Raw genomic sequence first — 15,798 nt, 5'->3', positions numbered from 1 at the left:
CCCTTAGCCGCGCACGGGCCGCTTGGCCAGCTTCGGGATGGAACGGGGCCGGGCATCTTTCATCGATTCTTTCCGCTTTTCGGCTAGAAAGCGTGGTCATGATGACCAATCGCCCTTTTGCCGCCCTGAGCATGGCCCTGCTGCTTGCTGCTTGCGACGCACCCGAAGCCGAGCAGAAGGTAGACGCCGCAGCGGCATTCGCCGAGCAGGACTACTTCGCCGCTCGCGATGCGGCGCAGCAGGCGCTGCGCGACAATCCCGAGGATGCCGAGGCACTTGAGATCCTGGCTCGCACGCAGATCGCGATGGGGCAGGGCGGCGATGCGCTACTCACCTTGGATCGGCTCGCGAACCTCAAGGCAAGCCTGCCGGATGAAACCCTGCTGCGCGCAGAAGCGCGGCTTCAGGCGGGCGACACGCGCGAAGCGTTAGAAATGCTTGCGAACGAGCAAAGCGCTGAGGCGTGGCGTCTGCGCGCGCTGGCGGCGGGCCAGGGCGGCGACGAGGCGCAGATGCTGGCCGACTTCGCGAAAGGGCGCGCGGCCGCGGGCGACAAGTTCAAGCTGATCGTGGCCGAAGCCTCCTATTATCTGGAGCAGGGCGATGCCGAAGCGGCGCGTCCGCTAGTCGCTCAGGCGCAGAAACAGGCGCCGGAGCGGGTCGAAACCCTGTTTGTCACCGCGCGGCTGGCACAGCTCGATGAGGACAGCGAACTGGCCTCGCGCGCCTATCTGGGCATTCTTGAGATTACGCCGCTCGACCGGCCTGCGTTGCTTGGCGCGATTACCGCGATGGGTAATCTGGGCCGCATCGACCTGCTGCGCCCGCTGGTGGCGCGCGGGATCGAAGCCTATCCGAACGATGTCGAGTTCATCTTTCTCGATGCGCGGGTGAAGGCCGAGGACGGCGAATGGGAAGCGGTGCGCGATGAGCTGCAGAAGCACGAAAGCGCGATTGCCGGCCATCCCGATGCCCGCGGCCTTTATGGCAAGGCGTTGCTCGAGCTGGGGCAAGGCGAGCTGGCCCGGGCGCAGCTGGCGCCGGTTTTCCGGGTAGTCCCCGATGATCCCGATCTGCGTCGCAGCTATGCCAAGGCCTTGCTTGATACCGGAGACAGGGAGGAGGCGCGCCGTGTGATCGAACCGCTGGCGAACGGTCCCGACGGCACGGCCGAGGATCGGTCCTTGCTCGCCAGTGCGCGCTGACCCTGCGTTTTCCGTACGGCAAAACAACATCGGCCCGCTCTCCTGCATCCTTCCGTCGGTGACGGTGCGGATGCCGGAGGCGGGCCGATGCCTACCGGAGATCTTGAAGGGCGATCAGGCCCTGTAGGGGATTAGCCCTTGTTGCGGCGGCGACGGGCGAAGCCGATGCCGATGGCCGCAGCGCCGAACAGGCCGAGCGCGCCCGGAGCCGGCACCGGGGTGCCGCCCGACGAACTGCTCGACGAACCGCCGGTGCTCGTGGAGGTCGAGCTGCCCGAAGTCGACGAACCGCTGCTGCTGGAGCTGGAGCTGGAGCTGCTGCTCGAGCTGGTGCTGCTGCTCGACGAGCTGCTGTGGCCGCAGCCGTGGTAGTGCTTGTGACCCCAGCCGCCCCAGCCCCAGGTGGCGTGAGCGGGCGCCGAAGCGACCAGCGCGCTGAGAGCGAGAGCGACGGCGGTGGCAGTAGTCTTGATCTTCATTTTCGTTTCCCCCCTTGGGTGTAAATCCTTGCTGCCGGATACAACGCAATCACCGTGCCAATCGCAGATTTCTGCGGATTACGCTGGTTAACGCAAAATTATGCATATCGCAGGTGTAAAAAGTTCCGACGACATCGGGGCTGCTAACCTTGCTGGCGCAGCGCCACATCGTTCATGAACCTGGCGTCGTCGCCCGCTGCCAGCCAATCGGCCTCGGCCGCGACGGCGCCGAGCATGTCGGCAAGCTCATCCTGCTCGGCCTTGGCGTAGTTGCCCAGAACATAGCCGTGAACGCGGTCCTTGTGGCCGGGATGGCCGATGCCAAGCCGCACGCGGCGAAACTCTGCCCCGCAATGCTGGTCGATCGAGCGCAGGCCGTTGTGCCCGGCATGGCCGCCGCCCTGCTTTACCTTGACCTTGAACGGAGCCAGATCCAGCTCGTCATGCCAGACGGTGAGCTGCTCGGGCGCGAGCTTGTAGAAGCGCATGGCCTCGCCCACGGAGCGGCCGCTTTCGTTCATGAAGGTGGCGGGTTTGAGCAGCAGGATCTTCTCGTTGCCGATCCGCCCTTCCTGCAACCAGCCAGAGAACTTCTTCTGCACCGGCCCGAAGCCGTGCATGTCGGCAATGACGTCCACCGCCATAAAGCCGACGTTATGCCGGTTCATCGCATATTGCGGACCGGGATTTCCAAGGCCAACCCAAAGCTGCATAGCGCTGCGCCCTTAATCGAAATGCCCTTAAATGCAAATTGCGGGGGCAAAGCAAAGCGCCGGACCTCTCGCGAGGCCCGGCGCTTGCTGTGGGTCCCGAAAAGGGGGGCAGGATTACTCCTCGCCTTCCTTCTCTTCGCTCTCTTCTTCGCCATCTTCAGAGGCGGCTTCGTTGGTCGCACGCTTGAGGGCCGAAGGGGCCACCACGGTGGCGATGGTGAAGTCGCGATCGGTGATCGCGCTTTCCGCGCCATCGGGCAGTTTCACATGGCTGATGTGGATCGAATCGCCGACTTCGAGGCCGGTCACGTCGATTTCGATCTCGGACGGGATCTTGCTGGCTTCGCACAGCAGCTGGAGCTCGTGGCGAACCATGTTGAGCACCGCGCCCTTCTTCAGGCCGGGGCTGGCTTCCTCGTTGATGAAGACCACCGGAATCGCGACTTCGATCTTCGCGTCCTTGGCAAGACGCAGGAAGTCGGCGTGAAGCGGACGGTCGCTCACCGGATGCAGCGCCACATCCTTGGGCAGCGTGCGGACGGTCTTGCCGTCAACCTCGAGCATCACGATCGAGTTCATGAAGTGGCCCGTGCCAAGCTGGCGCGAGAGCAACTTTTCCTCGATGTGGATCGGAGTGGGTTCTTCGTTGCCGCCATAAATGACAGCGGGTACACGGCCTTCGCGACGCAGCGCACGGGAGGCTCCCTTGCCAGCCCGTTCGCGCAGCTCGGCCGGCAGGTTCAGAGCTTCGCTCATGAGGAATGCCTTTCGGTTGCGTTGAGTTATCTTCCCGCCACGCCTCCAGGGATGACCATGACCGGAAGCGCGCGCCTATAACGCGAATGGCCGCAAAAGCAACTACTGTATACGGCTCACACGCATTCCGCGCGCCTCCAACAGCGCGGGCAGGCCCTGTTCGCCGAGCATATGCGCAGCGCCCACGGCCACGAACGGCTTGCGGCCTTCTTGGATCAGCGGCGCGATCTGTCCGGCCCAGGCCTGATTGCGCTGCTCTAGCAGAGCCGCACGCAGCCCCGGTTCGGTCAGCATCCCCGTCATCGCCAAATGCGATAGAGCCTCAAGATCGCCGCTGAGCCAGGCCGCGCGCATCGCGGCTTCGTCCTTGGCGCTGTCGTCGTCCATCACCGCGCGCAGTAGCGCTTTCTGATCGGCTGGCGAAAGCGCGTCGAAAATGCCGAACTGCGCCACGTAGCTTTCCAGCCCGACCACCGGCTTGCTCCCCGCCAGAAGGGCACGGTCCACGCCGTTCTCGCCCCTATCCTCGGCCGAGGCGCTGGCGATCCGGAGCGCGGCGGCCCAGTCCTCGATATCGGGGGGGAGGATGGCATCGTTGTCGCCGATTTTCCCATCGAGCCGCTGGTTGAAGGCACGGTCCTGGCGGGCGCGAAACGGGCCGAGGCCGGGGGTATAGGCGAGGCTCGCGAAAGCCTCTGTTGCTGCCTGCGCATCGCCGAGGTCGGCGATTTCGACCACCAACAGGCCGGATTCGTCGAAGGCGTTATCAAGCGCGGCGCTGTGCCAGCGGGCATCGTCGGGCAGCGCGTGGATGGTGCCGAACAGCCAGGCCTTCTGGCCGCCTTGCGCAGTCACTTCCCACAAGGCGGGGGCAGGGTCGCCGGGCGCGATCCGCTCGGGTTCGGATTCCAGCAGGTCGCACGCGGCCAGCCCGAAGGCTAGCAGCAGCGCGGAAAGCAAGGCGCGGATCAATGGACCCGCTCGACCTTGTATCCACGTTTGCTGAGCTGCTCCTGCACGCTGCCGTCTCCTGCCAGATGGCCCGCGCCAACGGCGATGAACACGGTGCCCGGTTGGGCAAGCCGGTGCTCGATCCAGCCGGCCCAGTTCGTGTTGCGGTCGGTCAGCAAACGCTGGTGAAGCGCCGGATCTTCGAGCCCCTCGTTCATCTTGGCGGCAAGCCCCACCGCATCGCCGACCACCCACAGGTCGATCAGCTCGCGCAGGGACTTCGCCGCCTCGGGCACGGCATCCACCGTCGCGTCGAGGAAGGTCAGCTGGGCGGAAACGGGCATGTCATCGAACAGCGCCACCTGCTCATCAAGCGTTTCGAGCGCGTCCTTGCGCTTGTTCGCGCCCGCGCGGGTGAGCGTCATGTCGACCCCCGCCGCCGGATCGATCCCCGCCTGGACCAGCGGCAGGACCGACAGGTTCATTGCCGCATACCACGGCTCGACCGGGTCAAGCGCGCCCGGTGGCAGGCCAAGGTCGATCATGGCCTGCTCGTATTCCTTGCGGTCTTCGGGCGTCATCATCTCGCGCAGGTTCTGCCCGTCAGCCAGCATGGCCGACCCGGTGAGCGCCTGGGTGAGGGCGAGCTGGTCGTCCATGGCGATTTCGGTGACGAGTTCGTCGGACTCTTCGAACGCGGCGGCGATATGCCCGTCGTACCAGTCGACATCGCTGGGCAGCGCGTGAACCGTACCGAACAGGTAGATCGTGGTGTCCGCCTCGGCGAGCTTCCACAAGGCGGGCCCGTGTGTAGGACGTTCAGCCGTAACCTGCGGATCAGCATCGGCCACAGCGCAGCCGCTTGTGAGCATAAGGGCGAGGGCGCCAGCGGCGCGGGCTAGGGACTTGAGGATCTGCATGGGGCGATTGTATCCAGACTGTCCCGCGCGAGATAGGGGGTTGGGGGCTGGGTTTCCAGTGGGGCAGCGGGTCGATTGGGGTCAGCCTGTTCCGCCATCGAAAATGTCTTCGATGGGCATTGCGAACGGGCGGGGTATGCGGAAGGCAGGCGGCAGTGAGGGATTGTGCTTGCCAGTTTCGATGCCGTTGACCGTCTGCCGCGAAACCTCCAGCCGACTGGTCAATTCGGTCGCGCCCAGTCGCGCTCCGCGCGCAGCAGCTTCAATGGGTCCTTCATACCCGCATACTCAGCCATTTGAGATGAAAGCCCAAGAAAAAGGCAAAGATTGTAACCAGACCTTCTGTCTGCGCGGGCAAGTCGAGCAAGATGGCCATCGCACAAAGGTCGAGGCGAGCCGTTTCGGTGTGATCGCACTTTATGCCGAGTGCAATCCTCGATCTTCCATGCCAGAAACGACATAGTCGACCAACGCCGGGCTCGGATCGAGAAACATCGACTTGTCGATCAGACCGCCCTCTCCGCGATTACACAGAACGACAGATTGATTCTGAAAAAATCCGTGCTGACGAAAGTCCTTCCAACCAATCCAGCTGGCGCTGATTTCAGATTCGTCAACTAGCCACATCTTGCCAATATTTGTACTCCACTTTGCATCCAACCCACGCCTCAGAAGGAAATCGTAAAGGGCTAAAGCTTCGTTAAAAGCAAATTCTGGATAATTTATAATCTCATCAAAAACAATCACAACTCCTTCTGAAAGAAATTCACCTATAGCATTGAAGACGGTTAACGTCGATGAATATATATCGCAATCAATATGCACTAGGCCAACTCTATTTCTTATATCGTTGCCGTGTCTCTCAATGAAAACAGGCAGAGTTTTCTCGAAATACCCCACTTGCAAATTTACATTTCTGCGCACCTTTGGAAGGTGATCGACACTGAAATCCTGTTGCCAGTCGCTTCTTCCATCAACGGGAAATCCGCAGAAGCTATCAAATGCATAAACCGTTGCATTCGGAAGCATTCGAGCCAATAAGTTCGTCGACCTCCCTTTATAAACGCCGAACTCCAAAACAACGTCTTTATGACGCCCAAACTTCTGAGCCTCCGTCATTAATATTTCACGCCAAGGCTTGTTGCCGGTAATCCCTACCTTTCTCAGAAATTTTGTAAGAAAATCAATCCTCTGATGTGCGATGCCCTCTGACCCGAAAGTCGACTGCATAGCCAAGAGAAATTTACAAAACTCACGGGGCTGATATTGATTTCCTTCTGCGTCAAAATCCTGTGCGACTCCCACTACACGCCCCCGTAAGTTCAATTTTTCTCGTGCGGTTTCCGAGCCACTGACTAACCAGTGGGCAGGTAATCGCGTTCATCATCCATACTTCAGATTGGGTATATTTCCACCACAACAGGCTCAAAGATTTCCAACCACCTTCGGCGACTGCTGTGTTCCCTTTCCGTGCGGCCGGTGTGGCGACACCGAGATTAAGCTCCTTCAAGCTGCCTCAGCTTGTCTCGCTCCGCCATCAGCTTAGCTGTTTTGCGACGTAAAGCTGCCAATTGAAGTAAGCAGCCCCACCTCACTCAATCCGCTCCACCCGCAACCCCCGCGCCTCAAGCATAGCCAGCACCGAGCGCGGCCCCTCGAAATGCCCCGCGCCCACCGCCACCAGCACGGTGCCCGGCCGCTCAAGCCGCGCATCCAGCCATCCGGCCCAGGCGCGATTCCGGCGCGCCAGCAGAACATTGTCGAACGCCGCCGCGAGCTTGCCGTGGCCGAGCCCGAGGTCGAACTCCTTGCCGACCACGCCGCGCGCCCAATCGTGCTCCATCTGAAACGTCTCGGGCTCGTAAAGAAAGGCCCCGGCACCGTCATAGTTCTTGGGCGACTTCCCGTTCCAATGCGCAAGGTCGGCCTCCAGCTCGCCGATTAGGGCTCGCTCGTCGATGCGCATCAGGCTGAGCAGCACCGCGCCGTGGTCCTCGATCGAACCGACCGGCTTGCCCGCCGCCATGAACTCGGCTTCGAGCACGCTCTCCACCCCCAATTCCGGTCGCGAGAGGCCCGGCTCGCCGCCGGTGGTATAGCCAAGCCCCATGGCCATCAGCGGCAGGGGCAGCACGTCGACCTCGTCGAACCATGCGCCCGAGCTTTCGATCAGCGCGCGCCATTTGCCGCGCACCGCAGGCGCAAGCTGCTGCGAGGTGGGCGCGCGTGCCTCCCCGATCTTGCCATATTTGCTCTCGTAGGCGGCGAGGCTGGTCATCGCATCCTCGCTGCTGCTTTCGAGCACCAGTTCGTCGGCCTCATCCACAATCGCATCGAATGGCGGGCTGCGCCAGCGGAAGCCCGGCGGTAGCAAATGAATGGTGCCGAACAGGTAGATCGTGGTGTCCTCGTCGGCCACTCGCCAGATTGCAGGGGCGGGGGCATAGTCCTGCTCCAGCGCTGACGGCTCCTTCGCGCGCACCAGGCTTGCCGCGAGCGCTCCGCAGACGAGCAGCAGGGCGGCCAGTCGGGCCAGCAGAGAAAGTGTGCGCGGCATGGATATGCGAGGGAACTGCAACAGTCCCGGCCTGTCAAGTGCGCGGGCTTGGCTCGCCCATTGACGCCCCCGCGCGCATGAGCCATGCGCCGCTGCCATGATGCCCGAGACCGCGCGCAACCCGCAGACCAGCTTTCAGGACATGATCCTGACGCTGCACGACTTCTGGAGCCGGAATGGCTGCCTGATCCTCCAGCCTTACGACATGCGCATGGGCGCGGGCACGTTCAATCCCGCCACCACCCTGCGCGCGCTCGGGCCGGAGCCGTGGAACGCCGCCTATGTCCAGCCGTGCCGCCGCCCGACCGATGGCCGCTATGGCGAGAACCCGAACCGGCTTCAGCACTACTATCAGTATCAGGTGATCCTGAAGCCGAGCCCAGCGAACATTCAGGAGCTGTACCTCGAAAGCCTCAAGCTGATCGGGATCGACCCGCTGGCGCACGATATCCGCTTCGTGGAGGACGACTGGGAATCGCCGACGCTGGGCGCCTGGGGGCTGGGCTGGGAGGTCTGGTGCGACGGGATGGAAGTGACCCAGTTCACCTATTTCCAACAGATGGGCGGGTTCGACTGCAAACCCGTCGCAGGCGAGCTGACCTACGGGCTTGAGCGGCTGGCGATGTATATTCAGGGTGTCGACAACGTTTACGATCTGAACTTCGACGGGCGCGGCGTGAGCTATGGCGACGTGTTTCTCGAAAACGAGAAGCAGATGTCGAAGTGGAACTTCGAGGTCGCCGAGACCGAGGCTCTATTCGACCTGTTCGAGAAGGCCGAGGCCGAGTGCAAGCTGAGCCTTGAAAACAACGTCCCCATCGCGGCTTACGAGCAGGCGATCGAGGCGAGCCATGTGTTCAACCTGTTGCAGGCGCGCGGCGTGATCTCGGTGCAGGAACGTGCCAGCTACATGGGCCGCGTGCGCGATCTCGCGCGCGGGTCTTGCGAGAAATATGCCGAGAAACTGATGCCCGAATGGCAGGCAAAATATCCGGAGTGGTCGCTGTGATGGTCCTTGCTCTCCATCCGCTCAGCCTGAGCCTGTCGAAGGCCACGCGCGACGACAGCCCCGTGCGTGTGCTTCGACAAGCTCAGCAAGAGCGGGCTTTTGTGCGGGAGGCCGCGCATGTCTGATTTCCTTCTCGAACTGCGCTGCGAGGAAATTCCCGCCCGGATGCAGGCAGGCGCGCGCGCTGAGCTGCAAAAACTGTTCGCCCGCGAGATGGACGCCGCCGGCGTGTCGGTGGGCGAGGTGCAGGTTTTCTCGACCCCGCGCCGTCTAGCGCTGATCGCTACGGGCCTGCCGCAGGCGACCGAGGCGGTGTGCGAGGAGGCCAAGGGCCCGCCGGTCGGCGCGCCCGATGCTGCCGTAGACGGCTTCTGCAACAAGAACGGCGTGACCCGCGACCAGCTCGAAGAGCGCGACGTGAAGGGCCGCGCGACGTGGTTCGCTGTGATCGAAAAGCCGGGCCGTGCGACCAGCGAGGTGCTGGCCGCTGCGATCCCGGCGATCATCCGCGATTTCTCGTGGCCCAAGTCGATGCGCTGGGGCGCTGACTCGCTCTCCACCGAGAGTTTGCGCTGGGTGCGCCCGCTGTCGGGCATCGTCGCGCTGTTGGATGATGAGCTGGTGGCATGCGAAGTGGGCGGGATCGCCTCTGGCCGTGTGACGCGCGGGCACCGTTTCCATTCTTCGGGAGACATCGAAATTGCGAACGCGGATGACTATGCCGCCAAGCTGCGCGCTGCCCATGTGATCGTCGACCACGAGGAGCGGCAGAACATCATCCGCGAGGGTGCCGCCAAGGCTGCTGCCGAGGCGGGCCTGACGCTGGTCGCCGACGAGGGGCTGGTGGTGGAGAACGCAGGGCTGACCGAATGGCCGGTGCCCTTGCTTGGCCGGTTCGACGAGGCGTTTCTCGATGTTCCGCCCGAGGTCATCCAGCTCACGGCGCGGGTGAACCAGAAGTATTTTGTTTGCGAAGACAGCGCGGGCAAGCTCGCCAATGCCTTCGTCTGCACCGCCAATATCGTCGCCTCCGACGGCGGCGCGGCGATTGTCGATGGCAACCGCAAGGTGCTGGCGGCGCGCTTGAGCGATGCGCGGTTCTTCTGGGAGCTCGACCAGAAGACGCCGCTTGCGGTTCATGCAGAAAAGCTGGCGCGGATTACCTTCCACGAGAAGCTGGGCACCGTAGCCGACAAGGTCGAGCGCGTGGCGAAGCTGGCGGAATGGCTTGCCACCGAGGGGGTAGTGTCCAATTGCGATCCGGCGCTGGCGAGGCAGGCAGCCGAGCTGTGCAAGGCCGATCTGGTCACCGAGATGGTCGGCGAGTTCCCCGAGTTGCAGGGCCTGATGGGCGGTTACTACGCCGAGAAGGAAGGCCAGCAGCCGGAAGTGGCTGACGCGATCCGCGATCATTACAAGCCGGTCGGCCAGGGCGATGAGGTGCCGACTGCGCCGGTGACGGTTGCGGTTAGTCTGGCGGATAAGCTGGATACTCTTTTTGCATTCTTCGGCATCAATGAGCTTCCCACCGGCTCAAAAGACCCGTTTGCCCTTCGCCGCGCTGCGATCGCCGTTATCCGGCTGATCGAGAGAAACTCCATGCGCGTCCTCGTCAGCGAGATTGCGCGGTTATGGAAAGGCGATGGGACTGTCGGCTCGGGCCTTCAGGTGGAAGCCTTCCTGCATGATCGGCTGGGCGTCATGATGCGTGATGGCGGCGTTCGTTATGACGTCGTTCAGGCGTCGACCGATCTTGGCACGCGACTGGACGGCGACATTTGGCGCGTCAGACGCCGTGCGCAGGCCTTGCAAGAGTTCATGACGACCGAAGACGGCACCAACCTGCTCGCCGGCTACAAGCGCGCGGCCAACATCCTCAAGAAGGAAGACTGGCACGGCATCGAGGGCGAGATCGCGCAAACTGGTGAGGAAGATCCGCTCGCGCTGGTCGACGATCCCGACATGAAGGCGGTGATCGACGCCAAGATGAGCGAACGCCACGCATCGGAGCTTTCCTACACTCCCGAAAAGGCCGAAAAGGCGCTGATCGACGCGCTCGATGCAGCCGAGCCGAAGGCTTCGCAGGCCATCGCCGCAGAGGATTTCGGCGCCGCCATGGCCGCGCTAGCCAGCCTGCGTGCGCCGATCGATGCCTTTTTCGAGGAAGTGACCGTAAATGACACAGACGGCACAAAACGCTCCGCGCGGCTTGACTTGCTTGCGCGATTCCGTGTTGCAGTGCACAACGTGGCCGATTTCTCCCGCATCGAAGGATAGGCGCACTTTGGTTCGCTTGGGTGTCAGCTTCGGCATTGTGGGGTAAGTCGTACGAATTCAGGGGGATGAGAGGCGGTTTGGGCATCGTCACGATGTCAACTTTGTCATCTTCGAGTTGAGGAAACCGATAGAGCACATGAACACGGTCTACACTTTCGGCGGCAGCGCCAGCCATTCCGATCCGCGTCAGAAGGACAAGACGATCACCGGCGGCAAGGGCGCGAACCTTGCCGAGATGGCCGGGATCGGCCTGCCGGTGCCCCCCGGCTTTACCATCACCACCGAAGAATGCGTGCGCTACCTCGCCGAGGGCGCGGACTTCTCGGCTGACCTGCGCGCCGAAGTCGCCGCCGCGCTCGCCCATATCGAGAAAGCGGTCGGCAAGAGCTTCGGCGATGCCTCCGACCCGCTGCTGGTTTCGGTCCGTTCCGGCGCGCGGGTGTCGATGCCGGGCATGATGGACACCGTGCTCAACCTCGGCCTCAATGCCGAGACGGTGGAGGGCCTCGCCGCCGCCAGCGGTGACGAGCGGTTCGCCTGGGACAGCTATCGCCGCTTCATCCAGATGTACTCCGACGTGGTGCTGGGTCTCGACCATGGCCTGTTCGAGGAAGCGCTCGAAATCGCCAAGGAAGACAACGGCTACTTCGCCGATACCGAGATGAGCGCCGACGACTGGCGCAAGGTCGTGGCCGAATATACGAAGATCGTCGAGCGCGAGCAGGGCAAGCCGTTCCCGCAGGACGTGAACGAGCAACTGTGGGGCGCAATCGCCGCCGTGTTCGACAGCTGGGATTCGGACCGTGCAAAGGTCTATCGCCGCCTTAACGGCATTCCGGGCGATTGGGGCACGGCGGTCAACGTGCAGGCGATGGTGTTCGGCAACATGGGCGAGACCAGCGCCACCGGCGTCGCCTTCACCCGCGATCCCAGCACCGGCGAGAACGCCTATTATGGCGAGTTCCTGGTCAACGCGCAGGGCGAGGACGTGGTGGCGGGCATTCGCACCCCGCAGTACCTCACCAAGGCCGCGCGCGAGAAGGCGGGCGCCCAGTCACCGAGCATGGAAGAGATCATGCCCGAGGCTTATGGCGAACTGGCCCGCGTGTTCGACCTGCTCGAAACGCATTACAGGGACATGCAGGACATCGAGTTCACCGTGCAGCAGGGCAAGCTGTGGATGCTGCAAACCCGCTCGGGCAAGCGCACCGCCAAGGCGGCGCTGCGTATGGCGGTAGAGATGGTCGACGAGGGCCTGATCGACGAGAAGACCGCGATCCTGCGGGTCGATCCGATGGCGCTCGATCAGCTCCTTCACCCGACGCTCGATCCAGATGCGCCGCGCGACGTGCTCTCGAAAGTCGGCCTGCCTGCCTCTCCCGGTGCGGCCTCGGGCCAGATCGTGCTCGATTCGGACAAGGCCGAGAAGCTTGCCGAACATGGTATCGCGGTGATCCTGGTGCGTGTGGAAACCAGCCCTGAGGACATTCACGGGATGCACGCGGCACGCGGCATTCTCACCGCACGCGGCGGCATGACCAGCCACGCCGCCGTGGTAGCACGCGGGATGGGCCGAGCATGCGTTTCCGGCGCGTCGGACGTTTCGATCCGGCTGGCCGATCGCACCCTGCGCATCGGCGGCACCGAGCTGAAGGAGGGCGATGTGATCACGCTCGACGGCAGCACCGGCGAGGTGATGCTGGGCGAAGTGCCCACGCTCGAACCTGAGCTGGCGGGCGATTTCGGCATTCTGATGGACTGGGCGGACAAGCACCGCCGCATGAAGGTGCGTACCAATGCCGAAACACCGGCTGATTGTCGCACCGCGCGTGGCTTCGGGGCCGAGGGGATCGGTCTGTGCCGCACCGAACATATGTTCTTCGATGCCGACCGCATCCTGCACGTGCGCGCAATGATCCTCGCCGATGACGAGGCTGGTCGGCGTGCGGCGCTTAAAAACCTGCTGCCTGCACAGCGAGCCGATTTTACCGAGATATTCCAGACCATGGCGGGGCTGCCCTGCACGATCCGTCTGCTCGATCCGCCGCTGCACGAATTCCTGCCGCAAGGCGATGCCGAGTTCGCCGATCTGGCCGACAAGCTGGGCGTGAGTGAGGATCATCTGCGCCGCCGAGCAGGCGAGCTGCACGAGTTCAACCCGATGCTTGGCCATCGTGGTTGCCGCCTCGGCATCACCTTTCCCGAAATCTACGAAATGCAGGCGCGGGCGATCTTCGAGGCAGCCTGCGACGTCACTGCCGAGGGCGGCGATCCGGTCGTGCCCGAGGTGATGATCCCGCTGGTGGCGACCAGGCGAGAGCTGCAGATCCTGCGCAAGCTGGTCGTCGACGTCGCCGCGCAGGTCTTCGCCGAGAAGGGCCGCACGCTCGACTATCTGGTCGGCACCATGATCGAGCTGCCGCGCGCCGCGCTGATGGCGGGCGAGATCGCCGAGGAAGCGACCTTCTTCAGCTTCGGCACCAACGACCTCACCCAGACCACGCTCGGTGTCAGCCGCGACGATGCCGCGCGCTTCCTGGCGCCCTATGTCGAGAAGGGCATCTATGCCCGCGACCCCTTCGTCAGCCTCGATGTTGATGGCGTGGGCCAGCTGGTGAGCCTCGCCGCCGAGCGCGGCCGCGCGACCCGGCCCGACATCAAGCTCGGCATCTGCGGCGAGCATGGCGGTGATCCGGCCTCGATCGCGTTCTGCGAAGAGACCGGCCTCGATTACGTCAGCGCCTCGCCCTACCGCGTGCCGATCGCGCGGCTGGCGGCGGCGCAGGCGGCGCTGAAGTAAGCCTTATTTGCGGAACCCGCTGAGCGTCAGAATTTCGAACTCTTCGGTCCGGCGCTCGGCTCCGCCCATGAAGGTGGTGGCCGCCAGCGCGGCCTTATCCCGGCTGAGCCTGGGCACCGGCGAGGCCAACGCGCGGCTGAGGCCTTGGGCCCGCAGGTCGCGCAGAAGCTGGCCAAAGCTGCGGTAGCTTACCGAGAGCGGGCGCGAATCGACCACCGGGCTGGCATAGCCGCAGCGTGTCATGAGCTGCCCGCCCGCGCGCACATCGACCATCGGGTGCATATGCGCAGCGGGCCGCTCGCCATCTGCGGCGAGCATGGCTTCGCGCAGGGTGGGAAGGCTGCCCGCGCCGGGAAAGCTGGCGATCATCAAGCCGCCAGGCGAGAGCGCAGCGCGCAGATGGATCAGTGCGCCAGGCAGATCGTTCACCGTGTCGAACGTGCCGAAGCTGGCGATGAGGTCGAACCCGCCGACCGGGAAGGGGGCCTCTTCGTCGAACCCCTCCTCCGGGTGAACAGAGACTACTTCGCAGGCAGGCGGCAATTGCGGCGCAAGTGTGCCCGACCATTCGCCTATCAGCAGGACGCGGGCAGGCACGTGGCGCAGGAAAGCGAGGCGTTCGACTACGTCGTCGACCATATCCTCGAGCAGGAAGCGGGCTTCATCGCCCTGAAACTGCATGGCGCGCATCCGGCGGCGGATGGCGAGGCGGCGGGCGGGTGAGAAGATCGTCGGTACGGGGGCAGTCATGGCGCTTGCCTACAGCCACCTTGGCGCGCAGCATAGGTGCGATGACTGTAGCGCAGGCTCTTGCTCCACTGGTTGATCTGATCTGGCCGCCGCGCTGCCCGCTGTGCGGGGAGGGGATCGGGGCGCAGACCGGGCTGTGTACGCCCTGCTGGTCGAAACTCGAATTTCCGCAAGCCGAGGACGGGGTTCTTGCTGCCGTGACTTACAACGATCCTGCGCGTGAGCTGGTGCTTGCGTTCAAGCGGGGCGGCAGGATTGCGCTCGCGCCGGTGCTGGCCCGGATGATGGCGGCGCGCCTCGGCCAGCTGGAGGGCGGCTGGCTCGCTGTGCCGGTTCCTCTCCACCGCTGGCGGCTGTGGCAGCGCGGCTATAACCAGTCGGCGCTGCTTGCGAGCGAGCTGGCGGGGCTGACCGGCGCGCGGCTGGTGGTCGATGCGCTGGTGCGACGCAAGCATACGCCGAGTCTCGGCAGGCTGGGTAGCGTGGCCCGTGCTCAGGTGCTTGAAGGGGCCATCGCGGCAAACTCCTCGCGATTGGCGCAGATGGCGGGGGCGAATGTTTTGCTGGTCGACGATGTGCTCACCAGTGGTGCGACGACGCGGGCGTGCAGTGCGGCGCTGAAAGCGGCAGGCGCGGCGCAGGTTCAGGTGGTCTGCTTCGCGCGGGTCGCGCTCGACTAGCGAACAAAAACGCCCGGAGGCGGTGCCCCCGGGCGTTAGCGTGACGAATTTTCTAGAAGCTCGCGCTGCTCCCCCCTCAAGGCGCGCGCCGCTTCTAACCCTCATGAACTGGCGGTTACCGCCGAATTCCCCCCATTTCCCTGGCCATGGCCTGAAATGAAGACGGCCCGTCCAAGCCGCATGAGCATGATTCCACTTGCGGGCCTCGTGCGAAACACTCATCGCACCGCAGCAAGGATTTTGCCTAACGGCTGTGTTCATCCTGCAACAAACGTATGCATGAAGCGTCCCAAAAGCGCGCAATTCGGAGGAAATGATCATCTCGAAGAATGATTTGGATCGCGAGAGCGGCAGAGCATTCCTGCCACGGTTCGATGCGCAGGGTCTTGCAGGCGCGATTGTGCAGGACGAGACCACGGGTGAAGTGCTGATGTTTGCCTTCATGGACCAGGAGGCGCTCGACGCCACTCGCGCCACGGGCTTTGCGCATTTCCATTCGCGCAGCCGCGGCAAGCTGTGGAAGAAGGGCGAGACCTCTGGCCATTTGCTCGAGGTCAAGGCGATGTTGGTCGATTGCGATCAGGATGCCTTTGTGTTGAAGGTGCGCCCGCACGGCCCCGCCTGCCATACTGGCGAGCGCAGCTGTTTTTACCGTCAGCTCGGCCCCGAAGGCCTGAGCCGGCTGGACTGAACCGAGCTCG

The 15,798-nt window shown here is 63.6% G+C and carries 14 protein-coding genes and 1 pseudogene; 6 read left to right on the top strand and 9 right to left on the bottom strand.

All coding sequences use genetic code 11. The annotated features are described in order from the left end of the window. Positions 1–98: 98 nt before the first annotated feature. Entirely contained in the window at positions 99–1,205 is a 1,107-nt protein-coding gene (locus E0473_RS02625; protein WP_161981492.1) for a tetratricopeptide repeat protein, read from the top strand. Positions 1,206–1,336: 131 nt separating this feature from the next. On the opposite strand, the gene E0473_RS02620 is transcribed toward E0473_RS02625, so the two are convergent. The 8 genes and pseudogenes from E0473_RS02620 to E0473_RS02585 all read right to left on the bottom strand — a co-directional run bounded on the left by E0473_RS02620 (position 1,337) and on the right by E0473_RS02585 (position 7,581). Next, positions 1,337–1,684 (bottom strand): PEP-CTERM sorting domain-containing protein, encoded by a 348-nt coding sequence (locus E0473_RS02620; RefSeq protein ID WP_137679287.1) that lies wholly within the window; start codon positions 1,682–1,684, stop codon positions 1,337–1,339. A gap of 143 nt (positions 1,685–1,827) precedes the next feature. Continuing rightward, the gene (gene pth / locus E0473_RS02615; protein ID WP_137679286.1) at positions 1,828–2,397 is read right to left on the bottom strand and encodes an aminoacyl-tRNA hydrolase; all 570 of its coding nucleotides are present in this window, start codon (positions 2,395–2,397) and stop codon (positions 1,828–1,830) included. Between the two features lie 114 nt (positions 2,398–2,511). Next, on the bottom strand, positions 2,512–3,153 hold the full coding sequence (locus E0473_RS02610; RefSeq protein WP_137679285.1) for a 50S ribosomal protein L25/general stress protein Ctc: 642 nt from the start codon (positions 3,151–3,153) through the stop codon (positions 2,512–2,514). Between the two features lie 102 nt (positions 3,154–3,255). Then, positions 3,256–4,125: a TraB/GumN family protein gene (locus E0473_RS02605; protein ID WP_161981490.1), complete on the bottom strand. Its 870-nt coding sequence runs from the start codon at positions 4,123–4,125 to the stop codon at positions 3,256–3,258. Next, positions 4,122–5,024, bottom strand: a complete 903-nt coding sequence (locus tag E0473_RS02600; RefSeq protein ID WP_137679283.1) for a TraB/GumN family protein — start codon at positions 5,022–5,024, stop codon at positions 4,122–4,124. The genes E0473_RS02605 and E0473_RS02600 overlap by 4 nt, the downstream gene beginning before the upstream one ends. A gap of 81 nt (positions 5,025–5,105) precedes the next feature. Beyond that, a pseudogene (locus E0473_RS02595) lies at positions 5,106–5,302 on the bottom strand (helix-turn-helix transcriptional regulator). A 139-nt stretch (positions 5,303–5,441) separates the two neighbouring features. After that, a complete protein-coding gene (locus E0473_RS02590) occupies positions 5,442–6,329 on the bottom strand; it encodes a class I SAM-dependent methyltransferase (protein ID WP_137679282.1) in 888 nt (295 codons plus the stop codon). A 286-nt stretch (positions 6,330–6,615) separates the two neighbouring features. After that, a complete protein-coding gene (locus E0473_RS02585; protein ID WP_161981488.1) occupies positions 6,616–7,581 on the bottom strand; it encodes a TraB/GumN family protein in 966 nt (321 codons plus the stop codon). A 97-nt stretch (positions 7,582–7,678) separates the two neighbouring features. Between E0473_RS02585 and E0473_RS02580 the strand changes: the two genes are divergently transcribed. The 3 genes from E0473_RS02580 (at position 7,679) to ppdK (ending at position 13,667) form a co-directional block, all read left to right on the top strand. Then, positions 7,679–8,590 (top strand): glycine--tRNA ligase subunit alpha, encoded by a 912-nt coding sequence (locus E0473_RS02580; protein ID WP_241657302.1) that lies wholly within the window; start codon positions 7,679–7,681, stop codon positions 8,588–8,590. A 117-nt stretch (positions 8,591–8,707) separates the two neighbouring features. Beyond that, complete coding sequence (gene glyS / locus E0473_RS02575; RefSeq protein WP_137679280.1) at positions 8,708–10,867, top strand: glycine--tRNA ligase subunit beta; 2,160 nt, start codon at positions 8,708–8,710, stop codon at positions 10,865–10,867. Positions 10,868–11,003: 136 nt separating this feature from the next. Continuing rightward, entirely contained in the window at positions 11,004–13,667 is a 2,664-nt protein-coding gene (ppdK, locus tag E0473_RS02570; RefSeq protein WP_137679279.1) for a pyruvate, phosphate dikinase, read from the top strand. Positions 13,668–13,670: 3 nt separating this feature from the next. On the opposite strand, the gene E0473_RS02565 is transcribed toward ppdK, so the two are convergent. After that, positions 13,671–14,417 carry a methyltransferase domain-containing protein gene (locus E0473_RS02565; protein WP_241657301.1) on the bottom strand — a complete coding sequence of 249 codons (747 nt, stop codon included), beginning with the start codon at positions 14,415–14,417 and terminating at the stop codon, positions 13,671–13,673. Between the two features lie 41 nt (positions 14,418–14,458). Between E0473_RS02565 and E0473_RS02560 the strand changes: the two genes are divergently transcribed. After that, complete coding sequence (locus E0473_RS02560) at positions 14,459–15,097, top strand: ComF family protein (RefSeq protein WP_137679278.1); 639 nt, start codon at positions 14,459–14,461, stop codon at positions 15,095–15,097. A 313-nt stretch (positions 15,098–15,410) separates the two neighbouring features. Further along, positions 15,411–15,788 (top strand): phosphoribosyl-AMP cyclohydrolase, encoded by a 378-nt coding sequence (gene hisI / locus E0473_RS02555; RefSeq protein ID WP_137679277.1) that lies wholly within the window; start codon positions 15,411–15,413, stop codon positions 15,786–15,788. The last annotated feature ends 10 nt before the right edge of the window (positions 15,789–15,798 follow it).

Source organism: Aurantiacibacter suaedae (assembly GCF_005434915.1).
GTDB classification, from domain to species: Bacteria; Pseudomonadota; Alphaproteobacteria; order Sphingomonadales; family Sphingomonadaceae; genus Alteraurantiacibacter; species Alteraurantiacibacter suaedae.
This window is presented reverse-complemented; position numbering and strand designations above follow the sequence as displayed.

Coding starts and splice junctions, on each gene's coding strand:
- E0473_RS02625 (WP_161981492.1), top strand. CDS start 99: ATGATGACCAATCGCCCTTTTGCCGCCCTGAGCATGGCCCTGCTGCTT.
- E0473_RS02620 (WP_137679287.1), bottom strand. CDS start 1,684: ATGAAGATCAAGACTACTGCCACCGCCGTCGCTCTCGCTCTCAGCGCG.
- pth (WP_137679286.1), bottom strand. CDS start 2,397: ATGCAGCTTTGGGTTGGCCTTGGAAATCCCGGTCCGCAATATGCGATG.
- E0473_RS02610 (WP_137679285.1), bottom strand. CDS start 3,153: ATGAGCGAAGCTCTGAACCTGCCGGCCGAGCTGCGCGAACGGGCTGGC.
- E0473_RS02600 (WP_137679283.1), bottom strand. CDS start 5,024: ATGCAGATCCTCAAGTCCCTAGCCCGCGCCGCTGGCGCCCTCGCCCTT.
- E0473_RS02585 (WP_161981488.1), bottom strand. CDS start 7,581: ATGCCGCGCACACTTTCTCTGCTGGCCCGACTGGCCGCCCTGCTGCTC.
- E0473_RS02580 (WP_241657302.1), top strand. CDS start 7,679: ATGATGCCCGAGACCGCGCGCAACCCGCAGACCAGCTTTCAGGACATG.
- glyS (WP_137679280.1), top strand. CDS start 8,708: ATGTCTGATTTCCTTCTCGAACTGCGCTGCGAGGAAATTCCCGCCCGG.
- ppdK (WP_137679279.1), top strand. CDS start 11,004: ATGAACACGGTCTACACTTTCGGCGGCAGCGCCAGCCATTCCGATCCG.
- E0473_RS02565 (WP_241657301.1), bottom strand. CDS start 14,417: ATGACTGCCCCCGTACCGACGATCTTCTCACCCGCCCGCCGCCTCGCC.
- E0473_RS02560 (WP_137679278.1), top strand. CDS start 14,459: ATGACTGTAGCGCAGGCTCTTGCTCCACTGGTTGATCTGATCTGGCCG.
- hisI (WP_137679277.1), top strand. CDS start 15,411: ATGATCATCTCGAAGAATGATTTGGATCGCGAGAGCGGCAGAGCATTC.